The organism is Microbacterium sp. SYP-A9085 (assembly GCF_009649635.1).
GTDB lineage: Bacteria > Actinomycetota > Actinomycetes > Actinomycetales > Microbacteriaceae > Microbacterium.
On sequence record NZ_WJII01000002.1, the window covers coordinates 367,400 to 392,453 of the forward strand.

Sequence of the window (25,054 nt, forward strand, 5' to 3'; positions counted from 1 at the left end):
ACCAGCGTGTCACCGGCCCGACGTATTCCCGGCGTCGCCGAAACGTGACGTCACCGCGGGTCAGCCGCCGAACCCGGAGACGATCACGTCGATGAGCTCCTCGCGCTCCTCGACCGGCAGGAACGTGCCGGCGGCCGCGTTCAGCTGGAACGCCTCGATGTCGCCGAGATCGTAGTCGAACGCGTCGGCCAGCAGCGCGAGCTCGCGGGTCAGCGACGTGCGGCTCATCGTGCGGTTGTCGACGTTGACGGTCACCGCGAACCCGAGCTGGTAGAGCAGGTCGAACGGGTGGTCGGAGAGCTCCGTGCCCCACGCCGCGATGGCTCCGGTCTGCAGGTTCGAGGACGGCGAGAGCTCGAGCGGGATCTCCCGGTCGCGGACCCAGCGCGCCACGTCGCCGAAGCGCACCTGCACCTCGTCGCCGTCGTGGCCGATGATCTCCAGGTCCTGCGCGATCCGCACGCCGTGCCCGAGTCGCAGCGCCCGCCCGTCGATCAGGGCCGAGCGGATGGAGTCCACTCCGGCGGCCTCCCCCGCGTGCACGGTGGCGGGGAAGAACGCCGACGCCAGGTAGTCGAAAGCGTCGCGCAAGCGCGACGGCGGGAACCCGTCCTCGGGGCCGGCGATGTCGAACCCGACCGCGCCCCGGTCGCGCCAGGACACCGCGAGCTTCGCGACCTCGAGGGCCCGGTCGGTGTGCCGCATCGCCGAGATCAGCTGCCCGACCCGGATGTCGTGCCCGGCGGCCGCGGCCGCATCCTCGCCCTGCTCGATGCCGGCCTGCACGGCGGCCACGGCCTCGTCCGGGCTGAGCCCGCCGGCCCCGTGCTGCTCGGGCGCCCAGCGCACCTCGCCGTACACGACGCCGTCGGCGACGAGGTCCTCCACGAACTCGCGGGCCACCCGGGTGAGAGACTCGCGGGTCTGCATGACCGCTATCGTCAGGTCGAACGTCTTCAGGTACTCCACGAGCGAGCCCGAGTCGGCCTGCCGGGCGAACCAGTCGCCGAGCGCGGACGCGTCGTGTGCGGGGACCGGGATGCCGGCGGCATCCGCGAGCTCGATGATCGTCGCGGGCCGCAGCCCGCCGTCCAGGTGATCGTGCAGCGACACCTTGGGCAGGCTGCGCAGCGAGACGCCGCCGATGCGGGCGTCGTCGTTCTGGTCGATGGGCATGATGGTGCTCCTTGCAGGGTGGGATGCCGTCGTGCGGCTCGTTACGCGGTGATGCGCTCGATCACGATGCCGCGGCTGGCGGCGGCCGTGTCGCCGATCGCCCAGCCGCCCTCGAGCGCGGCCAGGGCGCGGGGGATGCGGGATGCGTCGTCGGCGGCGAGCGTGAAAACGGGCTGCCCGGCGGTGACGGCGTCGCCGGGTTTGACGTGCAGGTCGATGCCGGCCGCGTGCACGACCGGGTCCCGCGGGCGGGCGCGGCCGGCGCCCAGGCGCCACGCGGCGACGCCGAAGTCCCAGGCGTCGATCCTGGTGACGATGCCGGCCGTCGCGGCGGTGACGGTGTGCGTCTCGCGCGGGGTGGGCAGCGGCGCGTCGGGGTCGCCGTCCTGGGCGCGGATCATCGCCCGCCACACGTCCATGGCGCGGCCGTCGCGCAGCGCCGTCTCGACGTCAGCGTCCGGCTGCCCGGCCAGGGCGAGCATCTCGCGCGCCAGCGTCGCGGTCAGCTCCACGACATCCGCGGGGCCTCCCCCGGCGAGCACCTCGACGGACTCGCGGACCTCGTTCGCGTTGCCGATCGCCAGGCCCAGCGGCGTGTCCATGTCGGTGATCAGCGCCGTGGTGGCCACCCCGGAGTCGGCGCCGAGCGCGACCATGGTCCGCGCGAGCTCGCGGGCCTTCTCGAGGTCGTGCATGAAAGCGCCCGAGCCCACCTTCACGTCGAGCACCAGCGACTCGGTGCCCTCGGCGATCTTCTTCGACATGATGCTGGAGGCGATCAGCGGCACCGCCTCAACGGTGCCGGTGACATCCCGCAGCGCGTACAGCCGCTTGTCGGCGGGGGCCAGGCCCGACCCGGCCGCGCAGATCACGGCGCCGATGCCGCGCAGCTGCGCGAGCATCTCGTCGTTGGAGAGCGCGGCGCGCCAGCCCGGGATCGACTCGAGCTTGTCGAGCGTCCCGCCGGTGTGCCCCAGGCCCCGGCCGGACAGCTGCGGGACGGCGACGCCGAACGCCGCCACCAGTGGCGCCAGCGGCAGCGTGATCTTGTCACCGACGCCGCCGGTGGAGTGCTTGTCGACGGTGCGCTTGCCGAGCCCGGCGAAGCTCATCCGCTCCCCCGACGCGATCATGGCGTCGGTCAGCACCCGGACCTCGTCCCGGTCCATCCCGTTCAGCAGCACCGCCATCGCGAACGCCGCCATCTGCGCGTCGGTGACGTACTCGCGCGTGTACGCATCCACCATCCAGCGCAGCGCGTCCGGGTCGACCCCGGTCCGGTCGCGCTGGGCGCGGATCACGTCGACGGCGTCGTACGGCTCCGTCATCGCGCGACCGGTCCCCGAGCGAGGGGCGCGGCCGCCCGGCGACGGGCGGTCACCGCACCGTCTCCAGGTCGCGCGGCCCGAACGCGTCCGGCAGCACCTCGTCGATGGTGCGGATGCCGGACACCGTGTCCAGCAGCATCCCGGGCAGCGCGTGCTCGTGCAGCAGCTGCCGGCACCGGCCGCACGGCATGATCGTCTCGCCCTGCCCGTTCACGCAGACGAAGGCGACCAGCCGCCCGCCGCCGGACATGTGCAGGTCCGAGACCAGGCCGCACTCCGCGCACAGCGTCACGCCGTAGGACGCGTTCTCGACGTTGCACCCCTGGATGATGCGGCCGTCGCTGACCAGTGCCGCCGCGCCCACGCGATACCGCGAGTACGGCACGTAGGCGCGCTCGGACGCCTCCCGCGCCGCCGCGTGCAGCGCATCCCAGTCGATGTCGGTCACGTTGTCTTCCTCCGATGCCCGGCTAGCCCTTGATGTACGGTTTGCCGTCTGCCGCGGGCGCCTTTATCTGCCCGGCGAAGCCGGCGACCGCGAGGATCGTCACGACGTACGGCAGCATCAGCATGAACTCGCTGGGGATCGGGGTCTTCAGCACCGTGAGCAGGTTCTGCAGGTTCGTCGCGAAGCCGAACAGCAGCGCCGCCAGCGTCGCCCGGACCGGGTCCCAGCCGCCGAAGATCACGGCGGCCAGGGCGATGAAGCCGAGTCCGGCGGTCATGTCCTTCGTGAACTGCGGGACCGACACGAGCGTGAAGTAGGCCCCGCCGATGCCGGCGATGGCCCCGGCCAGCAGCACGTTCCAGAACCGGGTGGGGTTCACCCTGATGCCGACGGTGTCCGCGGCCTGCGGGTGCTCCCCCACGGCGCGCAGCCGCAGGCCCCAACGGGTGCGGTACATGCCCCAGGCGACCACGCCGACCACGATGTACATGAGGTACACGATGAACGTCTGGTCGAACAGGACCGGACCGATCACCGGGATGTCGCCCAGCAGCGGGATCTTCCAGTTCGGGAACGTGACGGCGTTGTTCAGCGTCGCCTCGTTCGGGGACAGCATCGCGCCGTAGAGGAAGCCGGTGAGCCCGGAGACCAGCACGTTCAGCACGACGCCGACGATGATCTGGTCGACGAGGTACCGGATGGCGAACGCGGCGAGCACGAAGGCGACGAGGACCCCGCCGATCATCGCGCCGATGAGTCCGACGAACGGGTTGCGCGTGATGCTCGACAGCAGCACGGCCGAGAACGCGCCCAGCAGCAGCTGGCCCTCGATCGCGATGTTGACCACGCCGCCGCGTTCGCCGATGACGCCGGCCAGCGCGCCGTACACGAGCGGCACCGACAGCGAGAGCGCCCCGGCGAGCGTTCCGGCGACGGGGACGACGCCGCCGTCCTGCGCGGCCCATGCCAGGAATGCGAACATGCTCAGCACGGCATACAGGATCGGCAGCCACAGTCCGGAGCGGCGGTAGCCGACGGCATCCCACCACGCCCACGCGGTCAGCACCGCGACGAGGATCCAGGTGATCCACACCGTGGGGGCGGAGGGCACGTGGATGTCGGGGATCGACCAGGCTATGCCGTCGCTGACCCGGAACACGCTGTCGCCGGTGACCGGGGACAGCAGGAACAGCAGTCCCAGCACGACGGACACTATCGTCAGCGTGATCGCCACTTTGAGGTGGCGGGTGCGCACGACGGTGGGGGTGAACACGGCCTCGTCCGCGGTCATCGTCGTCATGAGGCCACCGCCTTGCTGTCCGCGGCGGCGCGGCGTCGCACCGCCTTCGCGCGTCCCCTGGCCGACCGGTCGGAGTCGTCCTTCGGGAGGAAGAAGATGGCGCGCACCAGCGGCGGCGCGGCGATGAACAGCACGATCATCGACTCCACCACCAGCACGATGTCCACCGGGATGCTCTGCGCGGCCTGCATCGTGAACGACCCCGCCTTCAGCGCGCCGAACAGCAGGCCCGCCCAGAACGTTCCCCATGCCCGGCTGCGTCCGAGCAGCGCGACGGTGATGGCGTCGAACCCGATCCCGGCGTCGATGCCGTCACCGAAGCCCGTGGGCACGGAGCCGAGGATCTGGTTCATGCCGGCCATGCCGGCAAGGCCTCCGGCCAGCAGCATCGCGTACACGTACATCCGCTGCACGCTGATTCCCGCGGCCCGTGCCGCGTGCGGGTTCTCGCCGACCGCGCGCAGCCGGAAGCCGAGCGTGGACCGCTCGATCAGCCACCAGACGATCAGCGTCGCGATGACCACGATCGGGAAGCCCCAGTTCAGCAGCGGGAACTGCTCTCCGAGCAGGGACGGGAACTGGGCGGACTCCGGGGTGGGCGCCGAGATCGGCTGGTTCGTGCCCGGCTTCTGCAGCAGATGCGGGGTGCGGATAAGCCAGCGGATGAGGTACAGCGCGACGAAGTTGAGCATGATCGTGAGGATCACCTCGTGCGCGCCGGTGCGGGCCTTCAGCAGGCCCGCGATGCCGCCCCAGATGGCGCCTCCCGCGATCCCGGCCAACAGGGTCAGCGGCATGTGGATCCACAGCGGCAGGTCCAGGCTGAACGTGGCCATGGCCGCCGCCGCGCAGGCGACCAGCATCTGGCCGCGGGCGCCGATGTTGAAAAGGCCCGCACGGAACGCGAGGGCGACGCCCAGGCCCGCCGCTATCAGCGGCGCCGCGAAGCCGAGCGTGTTCGTCAGCGGCCGGATGAACTTGACGAACGAGTTCGCCTCGGGGTTGACGATCGAACCCTGGAACAGCGCGTAGTAGCCGCCGGAGACCGCGTGCCAGACCGCGGCGAGCATGTCCTGCGGGCGAGCGAAGAAGTAGCCGGCGGTGGCCTGCACGGTCTCGTCGGTGGCGGCGATGAGGATGCCGCCCACGATCATCGACGCGACGATGGCCAGGACCGTGGTCACCACCGAGCCGCGCAGGATCTCGCGCATCAGCTGGTTCGAGCGCGGCGGGGGCGGGATGTGGCCGCCGGCCTCGGCGGGCGGCCGCTCGGCGCGCGCGGACTGTCCGGTCAACGGACCGGATGCCGTGGGCAGCTGCTCGGGCGGGAGCCCGGTGGGCTCGGGGCCGGCGCCGGGAACACGGTCGCTCATGCGGCGGCCTCCGTGGGGTTCTCGCCGGCCATCATCAGGCCGAGCACGTCGCGGGGCGTGTCCCCGGGCACTATGCCGACGATGGCGCCGCGGTACATCACGGCGATCCGGTCGGCGAGCGCGACGACCTCGTCGAGCTCGGTGGAGACCACGACCACCGGCACTCCGGCGTCGCGGGTGGCGATGATGCGCTTGTGGATGAACTCGATCGATCCGACATCCACGCCGCGGGTGGGCTGCAGCGCCAGCAGCAGCTTGAGATCGCGGCTGAGTTCGCGGGCTATCACGAGCTTCTGCTGGTTGCCGCCGGACAGGGACCCGGCGGCGCTGGCGGGACCCTGCGTGCGGATGTCGAACTCGGCGATCTTCTCGTGCGCGAAATCGTCCAGCACGCCGCGCCGCACGGTGCCCAGCGTCTGGAAGCGCGCGTCGGAGCTGCGGTCGAGGATGAGGTTCTCGGCGACCGTGAAGGAGCCGACCAGGCCGTCCTCCTGACGGTCCTCGGGCACGAATCCCACGCCCTCGTCGAGGATGCCGCGCACGCCCTTGCCGAGGAGCTCCTCGCCGTCGAGGGTTATCGACCCGGTGACCTTCTCCTGAAGGCCCACGATCGCCTCGGCAAGCTCGGTCTGGCCGTTGCCCTGCACGCCGGCCACCGCGAGCACCTCCCCGGGGCGGACGTCGAAGCCGACGTTGTCCACGACCACGGCGCCCTGGGCGGACAGCACGCGCAGGTCGCGGATCTGCAGCCCGCCGGTGCCGATCCGCGGCGGGTCCTTGTGCACGGTCAGCTCGACGGCGCGGCCCACCATCATCGAGGCCAGCTGCGCGTTCGTCTCGGTGGGGCTGGCCTCGCCGATCACCTTGCCCAGCCGCACCACGGTGATCCGGTCGGCGACCGCGCGCACCTCGCGCAGCTTGTGGGTGATGAACACAATCGCGGTGCCGTCGTCCCGCAGCTGCCGCATGATCCCCATGAACTCGTCGGTCTCCTGCGGGGTCAGCACGGCCGTCGGCTCGTCGAAGATGAGGATCTTCGCGTTGTGGGCGAGCGCCTTGATGATCTCCACCCGCTGCTGCACACCCACCGGCAGGTCGCCCACCCGAGCGTCCGGGTCGATGTGGAACCCGAATCGGTCGGCGAGTTCGCGCACGCGGCGCCGGGCGGTGCCGATGTCGAGGATGCCGAGCGCGTTCGTGTCCTCATGGCCGAGCATGAGGTTCTCGGCCACCGTGAACACCGGGATCAGCATGAAGTGCTGGTGCACCATCCCGATTCCCGCGGCGATGGCATCCCCGGGGCCGCGGAAGTGCTGCACCACCCCGTCGATCGCGATCTCGCCCTCGTCGGCCTGGTACAGGCCGTACAGGACGTTCATCAGCGTGGACTTGCCGGCACCGTTCTCCCCCAGCAGCGCGTGGATCTCGCCACTGCGCAGCTCGAGGTCGATGCGGTCGTTGGCCACCAGGCTCCCGAAGCGCTTCGTCACGCCCCGCAGCTCGAGCTTCATACTGTGCACCCTATCCGCATTGCCCGTCCCCACGAAGGAGGGCGGCCGGGCCGGATGCAAGGCATCCGATCCGGCCGCCCGACCCTCCGACTACTTCGGCGAGTTGGTCGACGTGACCTTCAGCGTGCCGTCGATGATCTGCTTCTGCAGGTCGGCGAGCTTGGCGGTCAGGCCGCTGGGCAGCTTGCTCTCGAAGTCGTGGAACGAGCTCAGTCCCACGCCCTCGTTCTTCAGGGTGCCCACGTACGGGGTGACATCGAACTTCCCGGTGGATGCCGACTTCACGGTGTCGTAGACGGCCTGGTCGATGCGCTTCATGACCGAGACCAGCGTGACGCCGGCCACGGACGGGTCGGCGACGGCGAGGTCGGAGTCGACGCCCATCATCATGGTCTTTTTGCCGCTGTCCTTGATCGCGGCTGCGGCGCTCTTGTAGATCGGGCCGCCGACCGGCAGGATCACGTCGACGCCCTGGTCGAGGATGCCCTTCGCGGTCTGCTTGGCGGTGTCGTTGGCCGCGAAGCCGCCCGTGAACGAGCCCTTCTGCGCCGCGACGTCCCAGCCGTAGGTGGCGACCTTCGTGCTGTTGTCGTCGTTGAACTTCTTGACGCCCTCGATGAAGCCGTCCATGAAGATCGACACGGACGGGATCTGCAGGCCGCCGAACGTGCCGACCTTGTCGACGCCGTCCTGGTGCGACCATGCGGCGGCCGCGTAGCCGCCCAGGTACGCCGCCTCGACGGTGTTGAACAGGAGGGGCTTGATGTTCGGCGCGTCGGGCTTGCCGTCCTGGTTGGCGTCGGCGCCGTCGTCGATGATCGCGAAGTCGACGTCCGGGTTCGCCTTGGCGGCCTTGATCGTGTCCGCCGACAGCTTGAAGCCGACCGAGATGATCAGAGTGCAGTTCTGGGCGAGCAGGTTGTCGATGTTGGGGCCGTAGTCGCTCTCCGCGTTGGACTCCACCTCGACGGCCTTGACCTTGAGCTCATCGGCGGCCTTGTCGATGCCGTTCTTGGCCGACTCGTTGAACGACTTGTCGTTCCAGCCGCCGTCGTCGGAGACGATGCAGGGCTTGAAGCCGGCCACCGCGGTGCTTCCCCCCTGGGACGGCGCGGTGGTGTTGTTCGCCTCGGGAGCGGCACCACAGCCGGCCAGGGCGAGGATCAGGCCCGCGGCGGCGGAAACGCCGACGAGCTTGCGAGCAGGAGAGATGGTCAACTCGACCTCCACAGAAACGGGCCGCGAGGCTCGCGGCGGTCCTTAGAAGTTACCCAGTGTGACACCGAATTTGCGCACTTCGCACCCGTGTGCCTGCGAATGGTTACCGTTCCGCAATGTTGGCGGGTCTACAGCACGTCACCGCGCCCGGTCAGCTTCAACGCATCGACGACGCCTTTGACCCGTTGCGCGTTCTCGCTCGTGGTCACCAGCAGGGCGTCCGGAGTGTCCACGACCACGATGTCCTTGACCCCGATCAGCGAGATCACGCGCCGGGTCTGGCTGACCACGATGCCGCTGGCGGCGTCGGAGAGGACCCGCGCGTTCTCGCCGAGGATCGCCAGGTCGTTCTTGCGTCCGTGGGAGTTGAGCTTGGCCAGGCTCGCGAAATCGCCCACGTCGTCCCAGTCGAAATGCCCGGGGATCACCGCGAGCCGGCCCCGCTCGGCGGCCGGCTCGGCGACCGTGTAGTCGATGGCGATCTTCTCCAGCGTCGGCCAGACCCGGTCCACGACCGGCCCCCGGGCGTCCCGGTCGTCCCACGCCTGGGCGAGGTCCATGAGGCCCGCGTACAGGTCCGGCCGGCTCTCGGCGATCTCCCCGAGGATGACATCGGCGCGCGCGATGAACATGCCCGCGTTCCACAGGTAGGAGCGGTCGGCGAAGTACTCCTTCGCGGTGGGAAGGTCCGGCTTCTCCACGAACCGCTCGACAAGCGCCGCCTCCGGGGCGCCGTCGACGATCAGCTCACCCGCCTTCTTGATGTAGCCGAAGCCGATGGACGGCTCGGTGGGCGGGATGCCGATCGTGCAGATGTACCCCTCGCGCGCCACCTCGATGGCCTGGCGCACCGCCCAGTCGAACAGGTGCGGCACGTCGATCACATGGTCGGCGGCGAACGAGCCGACGATGACATCCGGCTCGCGACGGGACAGGACCGCGGCGGCAAGGCCGATAGCGGCGGTGGAGTCGCGCGGCTCGGACTCCAGGAACACGTTCTTGTCGGGGATGCCGGGCAGCTCCTTCTCCACGGCGGCCCGGTGTGCGCGTCCGGTGACCACGGCGATCCGGTCGGGCCCGACCAGCGGCTCCAGCCGGTTCCAGGTGTCGCGCAGCAGTGTGTGCCCCGACCCGGTGAGGTCGTGCAGGAACTTCGGTGCGTCGGCGCGCGACAGCGGCCACAGCCGGCTGCCGATGCCGCCGGCGGGGATGATCGCGTAGAAATCGGGAATGGGGTCGGCCATGGCCTCCAGGGTAATCGGGTGGCGTGGTGCTGCGGGGATGCCGGTGGGCTGAGCTTCCCGCGACGGCCTGCGGCCGTCGCCCGCCAGACCCGAGCCAGCTCAGCCCACCGGCATCCCCTGCGCTGTGCCCGCTGGCTTGTCGTGACGTCGAGAGAGGTAAGGTCCGCCTAATCGACCCCCGTCGAGCCGCGGGAATAGGATGGAGCCGCGCCCGAGCGACGCCGAGGCCGATCGGCCTTCGAGGGGCATGGTCCGCCCCGACTCGAGTTCGACCCAAGGAGGACGGACGTGTCTGCACCAGCACGCGTCACACCGACGGTGGCCGAGACGACATCCCGAGCTCCGCGGGGAACGCTGTACCGCGGGCACGAGGGAATGTGGTCCTGGGTGCTCCACCGCATCACCGGCATCGGGATCTTCTTCTTCCTGCTGGTGCACGTTCTGGACACGGCCCTGATCCGTGTCGCGCCCGACGCGTACGACGCCGTGATCGGCACGTACAAGCAGCCGATCATGGGAATCGGCGAGATCGTCCTGGTCGGCGCCATCGCCTACCACGCGTTCAACGGGCTGCGCATCATCCTCGTCGACTTCTCGCGCTGGGCCGCTGCGCACGAGCGGCAGCTGTGGTGGGGTGTGCTGGCCCTGTGGGTCGTCGTCATGGCCGGTTTCGTGCCGCGCCAGATGATCGTCATCGTGGCCGAGCTCACCGGAGGACACTGACATGACCGCCGACACCATCGCGGCCCCTCGCACGCCCGCCCCCCGCCGCAAGGGCGTCAACCTCGAGAAGTGGGGCTGGGTGTTCATGCGCGGCTCCGGCGTCATCCTCGTGGTCCTCATCTTCGGGCACCTCATCGTGAACCTCGTCATGGGCGAGGGAGTGCGTCAGATCGACTTCGCTTTCGTGGTCGGCAAGTACGCCACGCCGTTCTGGCAGTGGTGGGACGTCGTGATGCTCTGGCTGGCGCTCATCCATGGCACGAACGGCATGCGCACCATCGTCAACGACTACATCGCCCACATCGGCACCCGCCGGGTGCTCATCTGGGCGCTGTGGATCGTCGCCGCACTCCTCATCCTGCTGGGCACGCTCGTGGTCTTCACGTTCGATCCCTGCATCCCGCCCACCCCGGACTCGCTGGCCGGCATCTGCCCCGCGTGATCCGCACCCCCGAGACGAAGGCATTCCACACGTGAGCACCTACCCCGCAGGCGGCGTCGTCAAGGACGGCGTGCACTACCACCAGTTCGACATCGTGATCGTCGGCGCCGGCGGCGCCGGCATGCGCGCGGCCATCGAAGCAGGCCCCAACGCGAACACGGCCGTCATCTCGAAGCTGTACCCCACCCGCTCGCACACCGGTGCGGCGCAGGGCGGCATGGCCGCGGCGCTGTCCAACGTCGAAGAGGACAACTGGGAGTGGCACACCTACGACACCGTCAAGGGCGGCGACTACCTCGTCGACCAGGATGCCGCGGAGATCCTCGCCAAGGAGGCCATCGACGCGGTCATCGATCTGGAGAACATGGGGCTCCCGTTCAACCGCACGCCCGAGGGCAAGATCGACCAGCGCCGGTTCGGGGGGCACACGCGCGACCACGGCAAGGCCGCCGTGCGCCGCGCCTGCTATGCGGCCGACCGCACCGGGCACATGATCTTGCAGACGCTGTACCAGAACTGCGTGCGGCTGGGCATCAACTTCTTCAACGAGTTCTACGTGCTGGACCTGATCACGGTGAAGGACGACGAGGGCAACACGCAGGTCGCCGGTGTGGTCGCCTACGAACTGGCCACCAGCGAATTGCACGTGTTCCAGTCCAAGGCCGTCATCTTCGCCACCGGCGGCTTCGGGAAGATCTTCAAGACCACCTCGAACGCGCACACCCTCACCGGTGACGGCGTCGGCATCGTCTGGCGCAAGGGCCTGCCGCTGGAGGACATGGAGTTCTTCCAGTTCCACCCGACCGGGCTGTACGGCCTGGGGATCCTCCTCACCGAAGGCGCCCGCGGCGAAGGCGCGATCCTGCGCAACGCGTCGGGCGAGCGGTTCATGGAGCGCTACGCGCCCACGATCAAGGACCTCGCCCCCCGTGACATCGTCGCCCGCAGCATGGTCCAGGAGGTGCTCGACGGCCGTGGTGCCGGCCCGCACAAGGACTACGTGTACCTGGACTGCACGCACCTGGGCGCCGAAGTGCTGGAGACCAAGCTCCCCGACATCACCGAGTTCGCCCGCACCTACCTGGGGGTCGACCCCGTCGTCGAGCCGGTTCCGGTGATGCCCACCGCGCACTACGCGATGGGCGGCATCCCGACCACGAACAACGCCGAGGTGCTGCGCACGAACACCGACGTCGTGCCCGGCCTGTACGCGGCCGGCGAATGCGCGTGCGTGTCCGTGCACGGCTCGAACCGCCTGGGCACCAACTCGCTGCTGGACATCAACGTGTTCGGCAAGCGGGCCGGGCGCAACGCCGTCGAATACGTGAAGACGGCCGAGTTCGTGCCGCTGCCCGAGGACCCCGCCCGCGAGGTGCGCGAGATGATCGAGGGCCTGCGCGAGAACACCGGCACCGAGCGCATCGCCACGCTGCGCAAGACGCTGCAGAACGACATGGATCTGAAGGCGCAGGTGTTCCGCACCGAGCAGTCGCTGGGCGAGATGCTGGACACCATCGAAGAGCTGCGCGAACGCTACAAGAACGTGCACGTCGACGACAAGGGCAAGCGGTTCAACACCGACCTGCTCGAGGCCGTCGAGCTCGGGTTCCTGCTGGACATCGCCGAGGTCGTCGTGCACGCCGCGCGCAACCGCAAGGAGAGCCGCGGCGGCCACATGCGCGACGACTACCCGAAGCGCGATGACGAGAAGTACATGAAGCACACGATGGCGTACCTGACCGGGGACCCGCATTCGTCGGATGCCACCGATCACATCACCCTGGACTGGAAACCGGTCGTCATCACCCGCTATCAGCCCATGGAGAGGAAGTACTGATGTCCACCGCGGTGATCGAGTCGGAGCAGCCGGGCGCGGCGGAGGAGCCGCCGATCCAGTCGTTCCTCGTGACGTTCATCATCCGTCGGTTCGACCCCGAGGTCGACGAGGAGCCGCGCTGGGTCGACTACGACGTGGAGATGTACCCCACCGAGCGCGTGCTGGACGCCCTGCACAAGATCAAATGGGACCAGGACGGATCGCTGACGTTCCGCCGCTCGTGCGCGCACGGCGTCTGCGGCTCGGACGCCATGCGCATCAACGGCCGCAACCGGCTGGCGTGCAAGACCCTCATCAAGGATCTGGACATCTCCAAGCCGATCTACGTCGAGGCGATCAAGGGCCTGCCGCTGGAGAAGGACCTCGTCGTGGACATGGACCCGTTCCTGGACGCGTACAAGGCCGTGCAGCCGTTCCTCATCTCGCACTCCAAGCCCGAGCACGGCCACGAGCGCCTGCAGTCCGCCGAGGAGCGGGCGCGGTTCGATGACACCACGAAGTGCATCCTCTGCGCGGCGTGCACGTCATCGTGCCCGGTGTTCTGGACGGACGGTCAGTACTTCGGTCCCGCGGCGATCGTGAACGCGCACCGGTTCATCTTCGACTCCCGGGATGACGCGGCCGATGTGCGGCTGGACATCCTCAACGACAAGGAGGGCGTCTGGCGCTGCCGGACGACGTTCAACTGCACCGAGGCGTGCCCGCGCGGCATCCAGGTCACCCAGGCCATCGCGGAGGTCAAGCAGGCGATCCTGCGCGGCAGCCGCTGAGCCGATTCCCTCGGGCGCCCGCCGGTCGATCCGGCGGGCGCTCGTTAGTCTGTGACCGTGGACGGGTCTCGGGAGCGGGGCGTGCCGGCGCAGCACCGGCGCCCGGTCGACGCTCTCGCCCTGCATGACGAACAATCGCTGCGCGAGCGGTGGGATGCCGCGGCGACGGGTCTGCGGGAGCGGTTCGACGAGCCGATCAGTCGTGCGAGCGCCCTCACCCGCCGCACGCTCGGGTGGTTTCCGATCCGCGTGTGGCGGCATTTCCTGCGCAGCAACGGCTTCCTGCTGGCAGCGAGCATCAGCTACCAGTCCCTGTTCGCGATCTTCGCCGTGATCTACGTCGCTTTCGCGACCCTCGGCATCTGGGCGGGCGCCGACCCCGCGATCACCGCACGGATGATCGCTCTGATCAACCGCATCCTCCCCGGAGTGATCGGCGATCCGCCCGCGGGGCTCGTGTCGCGGGACGCGGTGACAGCGGTCGCGAGCGGCGGCGGCTCGGTCCTTGCGCTGACCGGCGCCGTCGCCCTGGTCGTGGCGGGATGGACCGCGATCGGGTTCGTCACGTTCACCCGGCGGGCGGTGCGCGTGATCTTCGACCTGCCGTTCGACGCGCGCAGCTACGTCCTCCTGAAGGCCCGCGACCTGCTCGCCGCGGTGCTGTTCGGCCTGGCGTTCCTCGTCGGCGCAGCCGTCGGCGCTCTCGCCGGCGGCGCGCTGGACGCGCTGTTCCGGCTGGCCGGGCTTCCCCTGCAGGGGACCGCCCTGACCGTGAAGGTGCTGTCGGTGCCGGTGGCGTTCGCGATCAACGCCACCGCGCTCGCGGGGCTGTTCCGGTTCCTCAGCGGCACCACGCTGGCGTGGCGGCGGATCTGGCCGGGTGCGCTGCTGGGCGGTGCGGCGATCGCCGTGCTGCAGCTGGGCCTCGGATTCCTCGTCGCGTACACGCCGTCGAACCCGCTGCTGGCCACGTTCTCCGTGCTGATTGCGTTCCTGCTCTGGTTCCGGCTGATCGGGATCGTGATCCTCGTCGCGGCATCCTGGATCGCTGTCTGGGCGCAGGACCGCCGGATCCCGCTGCGTGTGCCCAGTACGGCCGAGCGGCTGCTTGCCGAGCACGAGGCGCTGCTGCTGGCCGCGCACATCCGGCTGCGTGAGGCACGTGCGGCTCGTGCGGTCGCGGGCCGGTTCCGGCGATGGCGCGCCGATCGTGCCGTGCGCGCCGCCGACGAGGACCTCCGCCGGATCGAGGCCGCCCGCCCCTCCCCCGCGGGGCCTGCCTCGCTGAGCGTCGGCGGCGGCGGTTAGGGTGGGACGCGTGCCCGCTCCCGACCGCCTCCCCGACACCGTCCGCATCGCCTCCATCAACGTCAACGGCATCCGCGCCGCCGTTCGCCGGGGAATGTGCGCCTGGCTCGACGAGGCAGACGTCGACATCATGGCCCTGCAGGAGGTGCGGGCCACCGGCGATCAGCTGCGGGCGGCGCTGCCGGGCTGGGAGATCGTCGATCACGAGGCGCTCGCGAAGGGGCGGGCGGGGGTCGCGATCGCCACGCGCACCCCGGTCGCCGCGGTGCGCACGGGACTGCAGGCGGACCAGCTCGATTCGGCGGGACGCTGGATCGAGGCGGATGTCGCGCTCGGCGCGCGCACCCTCACCGTGGTCAGCGCGTACGTGCCCACCGGCGAGGCCGACACCCCCAGGCAGGACCACAAGTGGGCGTTCCTGGACGCGATGGAGCAGCGGATGCCGCAACTGGCCGCCGACGGCGCACTGGCGCTGATCATGGGCGACCTGAACGTCGGGCACCGTGAGCTCGACATCCGCAACTGGCGCGGGAACGTGAAGAAGGCCGGCTTCCTGCCACGCGAGCGGGCGTACTTCGACCGGTTCTTCGGCCCGGCCGGCGCTCCGGTCGAGGCTGTGGACGGCACCGCCGCCACGGGCCTGGGCTGGGTGGACGTCGGGCGCCGCTTCCACGGCGAAATCGATGGCCCGTACTCGTGGTGGTCCAGCCGCGGCAAGGCGTTCGACAACGACACCGGCTGGCGCATCGACTACCACGTGGCAACGCCCGCGCTGGCCGATCGCGTCCGCGGTTACTGGATCGGACGGGCCCCGTCCTGGGACACCCGGTGGAGCGACCACGCCCCGGTCGTCGTGGACTACGCCGTCACCGCGCACTGACCCACCGGCCGGCGCCGCCGCTCAGCGGGCGGCGGGCACCGGATGGCGGGACAGCCGCATCCACGTCTCGACGATCGTGTCCGGGTTCAACGACATCGACTGGATGCCTCGATCGACGAGCCATTCCGCCAGGTCCGGATGATCGGAAGGTCCCTGGCCGCAGATCCCGATGTACTTCCCCCGCCGCACGCACGCGTCGATCGCCATCCCGAGCACCGCCAGCACCGCCGGATTGCGCTCGTCGAACGTCGACGCGATCAGCGACGAGTCACGATCGAGCCCCAGCACCAGTTGCGTCATGTCGTTGGACCCGATCGAGAAGCCGTCGAACACGTCCAGGAACTCATCGGCCAGCAGCGCGTTGGAGGGGATCTCGCACATCATCACGACCTCGAGTCCGTTCTCGCCGCGCCGCAGGCCGTTCTCGGCGAGCAGGTCGACGACCGCCTGCCCCTCGGCGACCGTGCGCACGAACGGCACCATGATCTTCACGTTGGTCAGACCCATCCGGTCGCGGACGTGCTTCAGCGCCGCACACTCCATGTCGAAGCAGGAGCGGAAATCGCCCGACACGTAGCGGGAGGCGCCCCGCCAGCCCAGCATCGGGTTCTCCTCGTCGGGCTCGTACGCCTCTCCCCCGAGCAGGTTGGCGTACTCGTTCGACTTGAAATCGCTCATCCGGACGATCACCGGGTGCGGGGCGAACGCCGCGGCGATCATCGAGATGCCCTCGGCCACCCGCTGCACGAAGTAGTCACGCGGCGACGGGTAGGCGGCGACGCGCTCGTCGATCTGCGCTCGCAGGCCCGCGGGGAGCGTGTCGTGCTCCAGCAGCGCACGGGGATGGATGCCGATCTGCCGGTTGATGATGAACTCCAGGCGGGCAAGGCCCACGCCCCGGTTCGGCAGCTTGGCGAACGCGAACGCCTGATCGGGCGTGCCCACGTTCATCATCAGATCGACCGGGATCTCCGGCATCGCGTCCAGCCGGGTCTCCTCCTCGACGAACGTCAACCGCCCCTGGTACACGTGCCCGTCATCGCCCTCGGCGCACGAGACCGTCACGCCGCTGCCGTCCGTGAGCGTGCGGGTGGCGTCGCCGGTGCCGACCACGGCCGGGATGCCGAGCTCGCGCGCGATGATCGCGGCGTGACAGGTCCGCCCGCCGCGATCGGTGACGATCGCGGCGGCGCGCTTCATGATCGGCTCCCAGTCCGGGTCGGTCATGTCGGCCACCAGCACGTCCCCGGGCCGGAACTGGTCCATCTGCCCGACATCGCGCAGCACCCGCACCGAACCGGCGCCGATCCGCTGTCCGATCGCGCGGCCGGTGGCCAGCACCTCACCGCGCTCGCGCAGCACGAACCGGCGCATCACCGCGCCGTCGGTCCGGGAGACCACCGTCTCGGGGCGGCCCTGCAGGATGTACAGCTGCCCGTCCACGCCGTCGCGCGCCCATTCGATGTCCATCGCGCGCCCGTAGTGCTCCTCGATCACCAGGGCATGCCGGGCCAGCTGTTCGACCTCCTCGTCGGTGATGCTCAGCCGCCGTCGATCCGCCACGGGCACGTCCTCGAACGCGGTCGACGCGTCGACGCTCCTGCCGCCGGCGTAGCGCATCGCCACCGCCTTCTCGCCCGCCTGGCGCTTCAGGATCGCGGGGCGCCCGGCCCGCAGCGCCGGCTTGTAGACATAGAACTCGTCGGGATTGACGGCGCCCTGCACGACCGCCTCGCCGAGGCCGTAGGAGCTCGTGACGAACACGGCATCATCGAACCCGGACTCCGTGTCGACCGTGAACATCACGCCCGACGCGCCGACATCCGAGCGCACCATCCGCTGCACCCCCGCGGACAGGGCCACGTCGTGATGCGCGAAACCGTGGTGCGCGCGATAGGCGATCGCCCGGTCGTTGTACAGCGACGCGAAGACGCGGGCGATGGCGTGCAGGATGTTCTGCACGCCCCCGATATTCAGGAACGTCTCCTGCTGACCGGCGAATGAGGCGTCCGGCAGGTCCTCGGCGGTCGCCGACGAACGGACCGCCCATGTCACGGCATCCGGGTCGGGGTCGTCGGCGAGGAGGGTCGCGTACGCCTCCCGGATGTCATCCTCCAGCTCGCGCGGGAACGGCTGGTCCTCGATCCACCGTCGCACCTCGGCGCCGACCCTGGCCAGCGCCGCCACGTCCTCGATGTCCAGCGCCTGCACCGCACGGTGGATGCGGGCGGCGAGCCCGTCATGCGCGAGGAAGGCGCGGTAGGCGTCGGCGGTGGTCGCGAATCCACCGGGCACGCGCACCCCGGCGGCGGACAGGTTCGAGACCATCTCGCCCAGCGACGCGTTCTTGCCGCCGACCTGCGGGAGGTCCCCCATTCCGATCTCGTGGAACCACAGGATGTTGCTCATTTCGGGCCTCCCGGTTAGGCACGCAGCTTCATGGTCTGCATGATGACGGCGGACATCTCCTCGACGCTTCTGGTCGCGGAGTTCAGGAACGGGACGCCGTTGCGGCGGTACAGGTCTTCGGCGCGACGCAGCTCGAGGGTGCACTGCTCGAGGCTCGCGTAGCGCGAGGACGGCCGCCGCTCGTGGCGCACCTGGCTCAGCCGCAGCGGCGTCGTCGTCAGGCCGAAGCAGCGGTCGCGGTACGCGGCGACGGTCCGCGGCAGACTCACGGTCGGATAGTCGTCGTCGGTGAGCGGGTAGTTCGCCACCAGAAGCCCGTACTGCAGCGCGAGGTACATCGTGGTCGGCGTCTTGCCGCACCGCGAGGGGGCGATCACGATGACGTCGGCGATGTCGAGGGCCCGGCCGCTCTGGCCGTCGTCATGCTCGATCGCATACTCCACCGCACGCATCCGCGCGAGGTACCGGTGCATGTCGCCGACGCCGTGGTACTGGCCGAGCGCGGGGGACGCCGTCGCGCCCAGCGCGCTCTCCAGCTGGGCGAGGTGGCCGGCCAGCAGGTCGATCACAACAGCGCCAGAATCCTCGATGATGCCGCGCAGCCGCGGATGCTTCACGGTCGTGAACACCAGCGGCGACATCCTCGCCGCGTCGGCGGCGCGGATCTCGGCGACCACCTGATGGGCGCCGTCGACGGTGTCCACGAAAGGGATGGTGCGGCGCGCGAACTCGATCGCCGGGAAGTTGACCAGCAGTGCGCTGCCGAGGGTCTCCGCCGTGATGCCGGTGCTGTCCGAGATGAAGTACACCGCACGCCGGGTCGCCGCCGGAGGCGGAGCGGCCTCGACGCGGTGCATGCTCGGATCGGTCATCACGGCTCCGACGGTGGACGGCAGAAGGACTGGACTGGTCCGAGGCTAGGAGGCCGGAGGGGGTGTCTTATCCGGACCTCCCCCCGAAAGAACGACCGATTCTTCAGCGGAAACAAGATCCCCGCCGCTCCGCGCCGGCAGTGCGTCCGCGGCGATCGGCCGGGACCGCCGGGCGGGGCGGCGGGGCGGGCCGCCGGGCGCCGTCAGCACGCCCCATAGGATTGACGGGTGAACAAGCCCCGTCTCTACTCAGGAATGCAGCCCTCGGCCGCCTCCCTCCAAGCCGGCAACTACATCGGGGCGCTCCTGCAGTGGCGGGACCTGCAGGACACGTACGACGCGTTCTTCTCGGTGGTCGACCTGCACGCCCTCACGCAGCCGAACGACCCTGCCGAGCTGCGGGCGAAGACCCGCCGCACCGCCGCGCAGTACATCGCCGCGGGCATCGAGCCGTCGCGCTCGACGCTGTACGTGCAGTCGCACGTGCCCGCGCACGCCGAGCTGACCTGGATCCTGTCCACGATCACCGGCTTCGGTGAGGCGAGCCGGATGACGCAGTTCAAGGACAAGTCGCAGCGGTACGGCGCGGACGCCACGACGGTCGGGCTCTTCACCTACCCGGTCCTGATGGCCGCCGACATCCTGCTGTATCAGACCGACATCGTGCCCGTGGGCGAGGACCAGAAGCAGCACGTCGAGCTCACGCGCGACATCGCGGAGCGCTTCAACTCCCGCTACGGCACCGTGTTCGAGGTGCCCCGGCCGGTGATCCAGAAGGACACCGCCCGCATCTACGACCTGCAGAACCCGACCGCGAAGATGTCGAAGTCGGCGGAGTCGGACGCCGGTGTGCTGTGGCTGCTGGACGAGCCCGCGAAGACCGCGAAGAAGATCATGCGCGCGGTCACCGACTCGGAGGGCTCGGTGCGGTACGACCGCGAGAACAAGCCGGGCGTGTCGAACCTGCTCGTGATCTACGCCGCGCTCACCGGGCGTCAGATCCCGGCGATCGAGGACGAGTACGCCGGCCGCGGCTACGGCGACTTCAAGAAGGGCCTGGCCGAGGTCGTGGTGAACGAGTTCGGGCCGGTGCGGGACCGTGCCCTCGCGCTCCTGGACGACCCCGCCGAGCTCGACCGGGTGCTGGCGGCCAACGCCGGCCGCGCCAGCGAAGTGGCCGAGCGGACGCTGGCCGACGTGTACGACAAGGTGGGCCTGCTGCGGCGCGTGGCGCTCTGACGCCGCGGCCCGGCACCGGCCGCCGGATAACCTGGGACGGATGGAACCGATCACGCTGCGCACCGCGCGCCTTGTGCTGAGCCGCCCTGCCCCCGAGGACGCGACGGCGATCACCGTCGCCGCGCAGGACCCCGAGGTGCCGCGCTGGACCACGCTGCCGTCGCCGTACACGCTGCGGGACGCGGAGGAGTTCATCGAGCGCAGCGAGCGCGGCTGGAAGGACGGCACGAACCTGAACTGGTCCGTTCACCGCGACGGCCGGTGGGTCGGGATGGTGGGACTCGCGCACGTCACCCGCGGCGGGGACGCCGAGATCGGGTACTGGATGTCGGCCTCCGCCCGCGGGCAGCGCCTGCTCACCGAGGCGGCGCGCGCCGTGATCGACGTCGCGTTCGGCGAGCTGGACCTCGTCCGCATCGAATGGCGGGCCACGGTCGGGAACATCGCCTCGGCGCGGTCCGCGCGCGCCCTGGGCTTCCGGTACGAGGGGATGCTGCGGCAGGGCCTGTCCGACCCGCGCGGCCGGCACGACGGGTGGATGGCGGCGCTGCTGCACGACGACGACCGTACGCCGCAGGACTGGCCGATGCTCTGACGCCGTCGGCGCGGCGTGGCAGGATGGGCGCATGCCGGAGATGCCGGAGGTGCAGGGCCTGGCCGAGTTCCTCGACCACCGGATCGTCGGGCTGCAGATCCGGCGGGCGACGGTCGCGAACATCGCCGCACTGAAGACGTACGACCCGCCGATCGACGCGCTGCGCGATGCGTCGGTGACCGGTGTCAGTCGGCACGGGAAGTTCGTCGACGTCGCGACGGATGCCGACGCCCATCTGGTGTTCCACCTGGCGAAGGCGGGATGGTTGCGCTGGTATGACGCGCTGCCGGCCACGATCATCAAGCCCGGACGCACGCCGATAGCGCTGCGGGTCGCGCTGTCGGACGGCGCGGGATTCGATTTGACCGAGGCCGGGACGAAGAAGTCGCTCGCCGTCTACGTGGTGCGGGACCCGGCCCACGTGCCGGGCATCGCACGGCTCGGCCCGGACCCGCTGGACCCCGGCTTCACGCGCGACGCTTTCGCGGCGCTGTTGGCCGGAAAACGCACGCAGATAAAGGGGCTGCTGCGCGACCAGGCCGTGATCGCCGGAATCGGCAACGCGTACTCGGACGAGATCCTGCACGCAGCACGGATGTCGCCGTACGCACTGGCGGCGAACCTGTCCGCGGCGGACGTGGACGGACTGTACGCCGCAATGATCGCGACGCTGCGCGATGCCGTGGCCACCGCTTCAGGCCGGCCTCCCGCCGACCTGAAGGACGCGAAGCGGCGCGGCATGCAGGTCCACGGCCGGCGCGGCCAGGCGTGCCCGGTGTGCGGCGACACCGTGCGCAGCGTGTTCTTCGCGGACAACAGCCTGGAATACTGCGCGACGTGCCAGACCGGCGGCAAGGTCCTGGCCGACCGGCGGCTGTCGCGCCTGCTGAAGTAGCGCTCAGGCCTCGTCCGGCATCCGGGTGTCGTCGTCGACCCAGTCCAGGGACTTCGTGACGGCCTTCCGCCAGATCCGGTAGCGGCGCTCGCGTTCGTCGGCGGCCATCGCCGGCTCGAACCGCCGATCCTCCTGCCACAGGCCGCGCAGCTCGTCCAGCCCGCTCCACACGCCGGTGGCCAGCCCCGCCGCATACGCCGCGCCCAGCGCCGTGGTCTCGACCACCGCGGGGCGCACGACCGGGATGCCGAGGATGTCGGCCTGGAACTGCATGAGCGCGTCGTTGCGCGTCATCCCGCCGTCCACGCGCAGCTCAGGCAGGGCCCGGCCGGTGTCGGCGAGGACCGCGTCGATGACATCCCGCGTCTGGAACGCCGTGGACTCCAGCGCCGCACGCGCTATGTGCGCCTTGTTCACATAGCGGGTCAGTCCCACCAGGGCGCCGCGGGCGTCCGGCCGCCAGTATGGCGCATACAGCCCGGAGAAGGCGGGCACGAAGTGGGCGCCGCCGTTGTCGTCCACGGTCGCCGCGAGCGTCTCCACGTCCTCGGACCGGGAGATGATGCCCAGGTTGTCGCGCAGCCACTGCACGAGCGAACCGGTCACCGCGATCGAGCCCTCCACCGCGTACCGCGCCGGCTCCCCTTCGCGACGGTACGCGACGGTGGTGATCAGTCCGTGCTCGCTGCGCACGATCTTCTCGCCGGTGTTCACGATCAGGAAGTTGCCGGTGCCGTACGTATTCTTCGACTCGCCGGCGTCGAAGGCGGCCTGGCCGAACGTCGCGGCCTGCTGGTCGCCGAGGATCCCCGCGATCGGGATGCCGCGGACCGCCGGCGGCGCCTGGGCCGTCCCGACGACCTGCGCGGACGAGCGCACCGCCGGCAGCATCGCGCGCGGGATCCCCCACTGCCGCAGCAGATCGTCGGACCAGTCCAGGGTCTCCAGGTCGAACAGCAGCGTGCGCGACGCGTTCGTCACATCCGTGACGTGCACTCCGCCGTCCGCGCCGCCGGTGAGGTTCCAGATCACCCAGGCGTCGGGCGTGCCGAACAGCAGGTCGCCGGCCTCGGCGGCATCCCGGGCCCCGGGCACCCGATCGAGGATCCAGGCGATCTTCGACGCCGAGAAGTACGTCGCCAGCGGCAGCCCCGTCGTCGCCGCGAAGCGGTGCACGCCGGCGGGGTCGGCGGCGGCGAGCGCGTCGATGCGGTCCTGCGTGCGGGTGTCCTGCCAGACGATCGCGTTGTGCACGGGGCGCCCGGTGCGGCGGTCCCACACGATGGCGGTCTCGCGCTGGTTCGTGATCCCGATCCCGGCGACGTCGCGGGCGGTCAGCTCCGCCTGCGACAGTGCCTGCGCGAGGACCCACTGCGTGTTCGTCCAGATCTCGGCGGGATCGTGCTCGACCCATCCCGCGCGCGGGAAGATCTGCTCGTGCTCGCGCTGCGCCGCCGCGACGATCCTGCCGGCGGCGTCGAACACGATGGCCCGGGTGGACGTGGTCCCCTGATCGATCGCCAGCACGTGCGCTGCCACGCCGCCTCCTCGCAGACTGTTCGGTTGCCGTGTGGCCACGCTACCGCGCGGCCACGGCGGTCAGGATGCCACGGGCACGGCCGCGTGCACGGCGGCCAGCGCCCGCGCGACCTCGGCGTCCACGTCCCACTCCAGCAGCGCGGCGACGGCCTCGGCGACCTCCCGTGCCGACGCGGCCGTGACCCGGCCGGTGAACGCGATGGTCGTGCGGCGCATCAGGAGGTCCTCGAGGTGATGCACGGCCTCGGTGCGGGCGAGGTGCCGCAGCTCGCCGGTCGAGTAGCCCGGCACGGTCTGCAGCATCCGGTCGTCGGGGTCGGCGACGATGGCGGCGATGACGTCGGCGGCCACCGTGCCGTACCGCGACAGGAGCGTGCCGGCGCGGGCGACGCCGACGCCGGTGCCGTGGTCGGCGAGCCACTGCTGCCGCGTGCGCTCGGTGGTGGGATAGCCGCGGCCGCCGCCGATCGCCACGCCGCGCGTGGAGCGCCGGCGCGGCGTCGCGAGAGCCTGCAGCGCACGGTCGGCGAGGTGCTCTGCGGACGACCGGAACGTCGTCCACTTCCCGCCCACCAGGCTCAGCAGCACGACATCCCCGGGCATCCGGCTCGCCTCGACGCGATAGTCCCGGGAGACGAACCCGGGCGCCAGATCGCCGTGCCCGGGCAGGGGCCGCACCCCGGCGTACCGGTACACGATCTGCTCGCGGGAGACCGGGACGCCGGGCAGCACGTGCCCGATAAGCCCGAGGAAGTAGTCCACCTCCGCGTCCGTGCACACAAGCGGCTCCACCATGTCGTGCTCGAGGTCCGTGGTTCCCACGAGCACACGCCCCGCCAGCGGGTAGATCAGCACAATCCGTCCGTCGCTGTGCTCGAAGAACAGCTCGCGGCCGCCGGTGGCCGCCAGCAGCTCGGGGTTGTCCAGGACGATGTGCGAGCCCTTCGTCCCGCCCATGAACCGGGTCGGCTCGTGCAGGGCCGCGTTCGTGAGGTCCGTCCACGGTCCCGTCGCATTGACGACGACGGATGCCGTGAACCGGACCTCATCGCCGGTCGCGGCGTCCCGCAGCACGACCCGGCCGTCGTCCGCGGCGACCGCCGCCGTCCGGTTCGCCGCCCGGGCCCGGTCACCCCCCGCGGCGACGCCGTCGCGGAGCACGTCCAGTCCGAGCCGCTCCGGGTTGCGCAGCGACGCGTCCCAGTACGTCGCGGTGTACCGCACGTCCGGGTTCAGGCGCGGCAGCCGCCGCAGCGATCCGCGCCGACCGTGGAACGTGTGCTTGGGCACGCGGCCCCCGCCTCGGGAGAACGAGTCGTAGATGACCAGGCCGATCTTTATCAGCAGGGCGCCGCGCTCGCGCGGGCTGGTGGCCCGGTGCCGGACGAACCGCCACGGCGCCGACAGCACTCCGGAGAACGTCGAGAAGATCGGGATAGTGGTCTGCAGCGGGCGGACGTAGTGCGCAGCGGTGCGCAGCAGCATGTTGCGCTCGGTGACGGCCTCGTGCACGAGCCGGAACTCGCCGTTCTCCAGGTACCGGATGCCGCCGTGGATCATGTGGCTGGAGGCCGCGGACGAGCCCGAGACGAAGTCATCGCGTTCCACGAGGGCGACATCCACCCCCTGCAGCGCGAGGTCGCGGAACGTGGCGATGCCGTTGATGCCGCCGCCGATCACCAGAACGTCCGCGTATGGCCTTGCCGCCAGCGCGGCGAAGCCGTCCCGCTGCAAAGTGCCGTGCATGCTGTCCTCCCTGGCCCCAGGCTACGTGGGCCGGGTCACAACGGCCTGAACGCGCGCGGCCGCGGGGGGAAGGATCCGGGACCTGCTGCGTTGGGTAGACTCGGGAGCACAACGTGCTCCGGGGTCGGTGAGAATCCGAACCGGCGGTGACAGTCCGCGAACCGCGGCGTCGCATCCTCGATGCGGCCGCGGTCGACCCGG

General features: G+C 70.4%; 21 protein-coding genes. 9 read left to right on the forward strand and 12 right to left on the reverse strand.

The annotated features are described in order from the left end of the window. Positions 1-60: 60 nt before the first annotated feature. The 8 genes from GH740_RS06450 to GH740_RS06485 form a co-directional block, all read right to left on the reverse strand. Positions 61-1,176 carry an adenosine deaminase gene (locus GH740_RS06450; RefSeq protein WP_153745256.1) on the reverse strand — a complete coding sequence of 372 codons (1,116 nt, stop codon included), beginning with the start codon at positions 1,174-1,176 and terminating at the stop codon, positions 61-63. 41 nt (positions 1,177-1,217) lie between these two features. Then, on the reverse strand, positions 1,218-2,504 hold the full coding sequence (locus tag GH740_RS06455; protein WP_153745257.1) for a thymidine phosphorylase: 1,287 nt from the start codon (positions 2,502-2,504) through the stop codon (positions 1,218-1,220). A gap of 49 nt (positions 2,505-2,553) precedes the next feature. Further along, positions 2,554-2,952 carry a cytidine deaminase gene (locus tag GH740_RS06460; protein ID WP_367640897.1) on the reverse strand — a complete coding sequence of 133 codons (399 nt, stop codon included), beginning with the start codon at positions 2,950-2,952 and terminating at the stop codon, positions 2,554-2,556. 22 nt (positions 2,953-2,974) lie between these two features. Then, positions 2,975-4,252, reverse strand: coding sequence for an ABC transporter permease (locus GH740_RS06465; protein ID WP_153745258.1), 1,278 nt, complete (start codon positions 4,250-4,252; stop codon positions 2,975-2,977). Next, on the reverse strand, positions 4,249-5,625 hold the full coding sequence (locus GH740_RS06470; protein ID WP_153745259.1) for an ABC transporter permease: 1,377 nt from the start codon (positions 5,623-5,625) through the stop codon (positions 4,249-4,251). Before GH740_RS06470 ends, GH740_RS06465 begins: the two co-directional genes overlap by 4 nt. Then, positions 5,622-7,136, reverse strand: a complete 1,515-nt coding sequence (locus tag GH740_RS06475; RefSeq protein WP_153745260.1) for an ABC transporter ATP-binding protein — start codon at positions 7,134-7,136, stop codon at positions 5,622-5,624. Before GH740_RS06475 ends, GH740_RS06470 begins: the two co-directional genes overlap by 4 nt. A gap of 90 nt (positions 7,137-7,226) precedes the next feature. Continuing rightward, positions 7,227-8,354: a BMP family protein gene (locus GH740_RS06480; protein ID WP_153745261.1), complete on the reverse strand. Its 1,128-nt coding sequence runs from the start codon at positions 8,352-8,354 to the stop codon at positions 7,227-7,229. Positions 8,355-8,482: 128 nt separating this feature from the next. Next, on the reverse strand, positions 8,483-9,598 hold the full coding sequence (locus GH740_RS06485) for a mannose-1-phosphate guanylyltransferase (protein WP_153745262.1): 1,116 nt from the start codon (positions 9,596-9,598) through the stop codon (positions 8,483-8,485). A gap of 288 nt (positions 9,599-9,886) precedes the next feature. Here GH740_RS06485 and sdhC point away from each other — a divergent pair, with 288 nt between their 5' ends. The 6 genes from sdhC to GH740_RS06515 are packed head-to-tail and all read left to right on the forward strand — an operon-like array spanning position 9,887 to position 15,558. After that, positions 9,887-10,321 (forward strand): succinate dehydrogenase, cytochrome b556 subunit, encoded by a 435-nt coding sequence (gene sdhC / locus GH740_RS06490; RefSeq protein WP_367640901.1) that lies wholly within the window; start codon positions 9,887-9,889, stop codon positions 10,319-10,321. Position 10,322: 1 nt separating this feature from the next. After that, positions 10,323-10,763, forward strand: a complete 441-nt coding sequence (locus tag GH740_RS06495) for a succinate dehydrogenase hydrophobic membrane anchor subunit (RefSeq protein WP_153745263.1) — start codon at positions 10,323-10,325, stop codon at positions 10,761-10,763. Positions 10,764-10,794: 31 nt separating this feature from the next. Further along, entirely contained in the window at positions 10,795-12,600 is a 1,806-nt protein-coding gene (gene sdhA, locus GH740_RS06500) for a succinate dehydrogenase flavoprotein subunit (protein WP_367640903.1), read from the forward strand. Next, positions 12,600-13,370: a succinate dehydrogenase iron-sulfur subunit gene (locus GH740_RS06505; RefSeq protein WP_153745264.1), complete on the forward strand. Its 771-nt coding sequence runs from the start codon at positions 12,600-12,602 to the stop codon at positions 13,368-13,370. The genes sdhA and GH740_RS06505 overlap by 1 nt, the downstream gene beginning before the upstream one ends. A gap of 57 nt (positions 13,371-13,427) precedes the next feature. Next, entirely contained in the window at positions 13,428-14,678 is a 1,251-nt protein-coding gene (locus tag GH740_RS06510) for a YihY/virulence factor BrkB family protein (RefSeq protein WP_367640905.1), read from the forward strand. A gap of 10 nt (positions 14,679-14,688) precedes the next feature. Beyond that, positions 14,689-15,558 (forward strand): exodeoxyribonuclease III, encoded by an 870-nt coding sequence (locus tag GH740_RS06515; protein ID WP_367640907.1) that lies wholly within the window; start codon positions 14,689-14,691, stop codon positions 15,556-15,558. Positions 15,559-15,579: 21 nt separating this feature from the next. Here the strand turns inward: GH740_RS06515 and ppsA are convergent, their stop codons facing one another. Both ppsA and GH740_RS06525 read right to left on the reverse strand, forming a co-directional pair. Beyond that, entirely contained in the window at positions 15,580-17,967 is a 2,388-nt protein-coding gene (gene ppsA, locus GH740_RS06520; protein WP_153745265.1) for a phosphoenolpyruvate synthase, read from the reverse strand. A 14-nt stretch (positions 17,968-17,981) separates the two neighbouring features. Then, positions 17,982-18,839, reverse strand: a complete 858-nt coding sequence (locus tag GH740_RS06525; RefSeq protein ID WP_253941272.1) for a pyruvate, water dikinase regulatory protein — start codon at positions 18,837-18,839, stop codon at positions 17,982-17,984. Positions 18,840-19,067: 228 nt separating this feature from the next. On the opposite strand from GH740_RS06525, the gene trpS reads away from it, so the two are divergent. Genes trpS through GH740_RS06540 form a run of 3 tightly spaced genes read left to right on the forward strand, consistent with a single transcriptional unit; the run spans position 19,068 to position 21,568 of the window. Then, positions 19,068-20,078, forward strand: a complete 1,011-nt coding sequence (gene trpS, locus GH740_RS06530; RefSeq protein ID WP_367640910.1) for a tryptophan--tRNA ligase — start codon at positions 19,068-19,070, stop codon at positions 20,076-20,078. 40 nt (positions 20,079-20,118) lie between these two features. Next, complete coding sequence (locus GH740_RS06535; RefSeq protein ID WP_153745266.1) at positions 20,119-20,673, forward strand: GNAT family N-acetyltransferase; 555 nt, start codon at positions 20,119-20,121, stop codon at positions 20,671-20,673. Between the two features lie 31 nt (positions 20,674-20,704). Then, a complete protein-coding gene (locus GH740_RS06540; RefSeq protein ID WP_153745267.1) occupies positions 20,705-21,568 on the forward strand; it encodes an Fpg/Nei family DNA glycosylase in 864 nt (287 codons plus the stop codon). Positions 21,569-21,571: 3 nt separating this feature from the next. On the opposite strand, the gene glpK is transcribed toward GH740_RS06540, so the two are convergent. Together glpK and GH740_RS06550 are read right to left on the reverse strand one after the other, a co-directional pair. After that, the gene (gene glpK, locus GH740_RS06545) at positions 21,572-23,107 is read right to left on the reverse strand and encodes a glycerol kinase GlpK (RefSeq protein WP_367640913.1); all 1,536 of its coding nucleotides are present in this window, start codon (positions 23,105-23,107) and stop codon (positions 21,572-21,574) included. A 60-nt stretch (positions 23,108-23,167) separates the two neighbouring features. After that, positions 23,168-24,853 carry a glycerol-3-phosphate dehydrogenase/oxidase gene (locus GH740_RS06550; RefSeq protein ID WP_153745268.1) on the reverse strand — a complete coding sequence of 562 codons (1,686 nt, stop codon included), beginning with the start codon at positions 24,851-24,853 and terminating at the stop codon, positions 23,168-23,170. Between the last annotated feature and the right edge of the window lie 201 nt (positions 24,854-25,054).

What these genes read in the sequence shown, in the direction of transcription:
- GH740_RS06485 (WP_153745262.1), bottom strand. Translation starts at nt 9,598, where the DNA reads ATGGCCGACCCCATTCCCGATTTCTACGCGATCATCCCCGCCGGCGGC.
- GH740_RS06450 (WP_153745256.1), bottom strand. Translation starts at nt 1,176, where the DNA reads ATGCCCATCGACCAGAACGACGACGCCCGCATCGGCGGCGTCTCGCTG.
- GH740_RS06465 (WP_153745258.1), bottom strand. Translation starts at nt 4,252, where the DNA reads ATGACGACGATGACCGCGGACGAGGCCGTGTTCACCCCCACCGTCGTG.
- GH740_RS06535 (WP_153745266.1), top strand. Translation starts at nt 20,119, where the DNA reads ATGGAACCGATCACGCTGCGCACCGCGCGCCTTGTGCTGAGCCGCCCT.
- GH740_RS06540 (WP_153745267.1), top strand. Translation starts at nt 20,705, where the DNA reads ATGCCGGAGATGCCGGAGGTGCAGGGCCTGGCCGAGTTCCTCGACCAC.
- GH740_RS06525 (WP_253941272.1), bottom strand. Translation starts at nt 18,839, where the DNA reads ATGACCGATCCGAGCATGCACCGCGTCGAGGCCGCTCCGCCTCCGGCG.
- GH740_RS06455 (WP_153745257.1), bottom strand. Translation starts at nt 2,504, where the DNA reads ATGACGGAGCCGTACGACGCCGTCGACGTGATCCGCGCCCAGCGCGAC.
- GH740_RS06550 (WP_153745268.1), bottom strand. Translation starts at nt 24,853, where the DNA reads ATGCACGGCACTTTGCAGCGGGACGGCTTCGCCGCGCTGGCGGCAAGG.
- ppsA (WP_153745265.1), bottom strand. Translation starts at nt 17,967, where the DNA reads ATGAGCAACATCCTGTGGTTCCACGAGATCGGAATGGGGGACCTCCCG.
- GH740_RS06505 (WP_153745264.1), top strand. Translation starts at nt 12,600, where the DNA reads ATGTCCACCGCGGTGATCGAGTCGGAGCAGCCGGGCGCGGCGGAGGAG.
- GH740_RS06470 (WP_153745259.1), bottom strand. Translation starts at nt 5,625, where the DNA reads ATGAGCGACCGTGTTCCCGGCGCCGGCCCCGAGCCCACCGGGCTCCCG.
- GH740_RS06495 (WP_153745263.1), top strand. Translation starts at nt 10,323, where the DNA reads ATGACCGCCGACACCATCGCGGCCCCTCGCACGCCCGCCCCCCGCCGC.
- GH740_RS06475 (WP_153745260.1), bottom strand. Translation starts at nt 7,136, where the DNA reads ATGAAGCTCGAGCTGCGGGGCGTGACGAAGCGCTTCGGGAGCCTGGTG.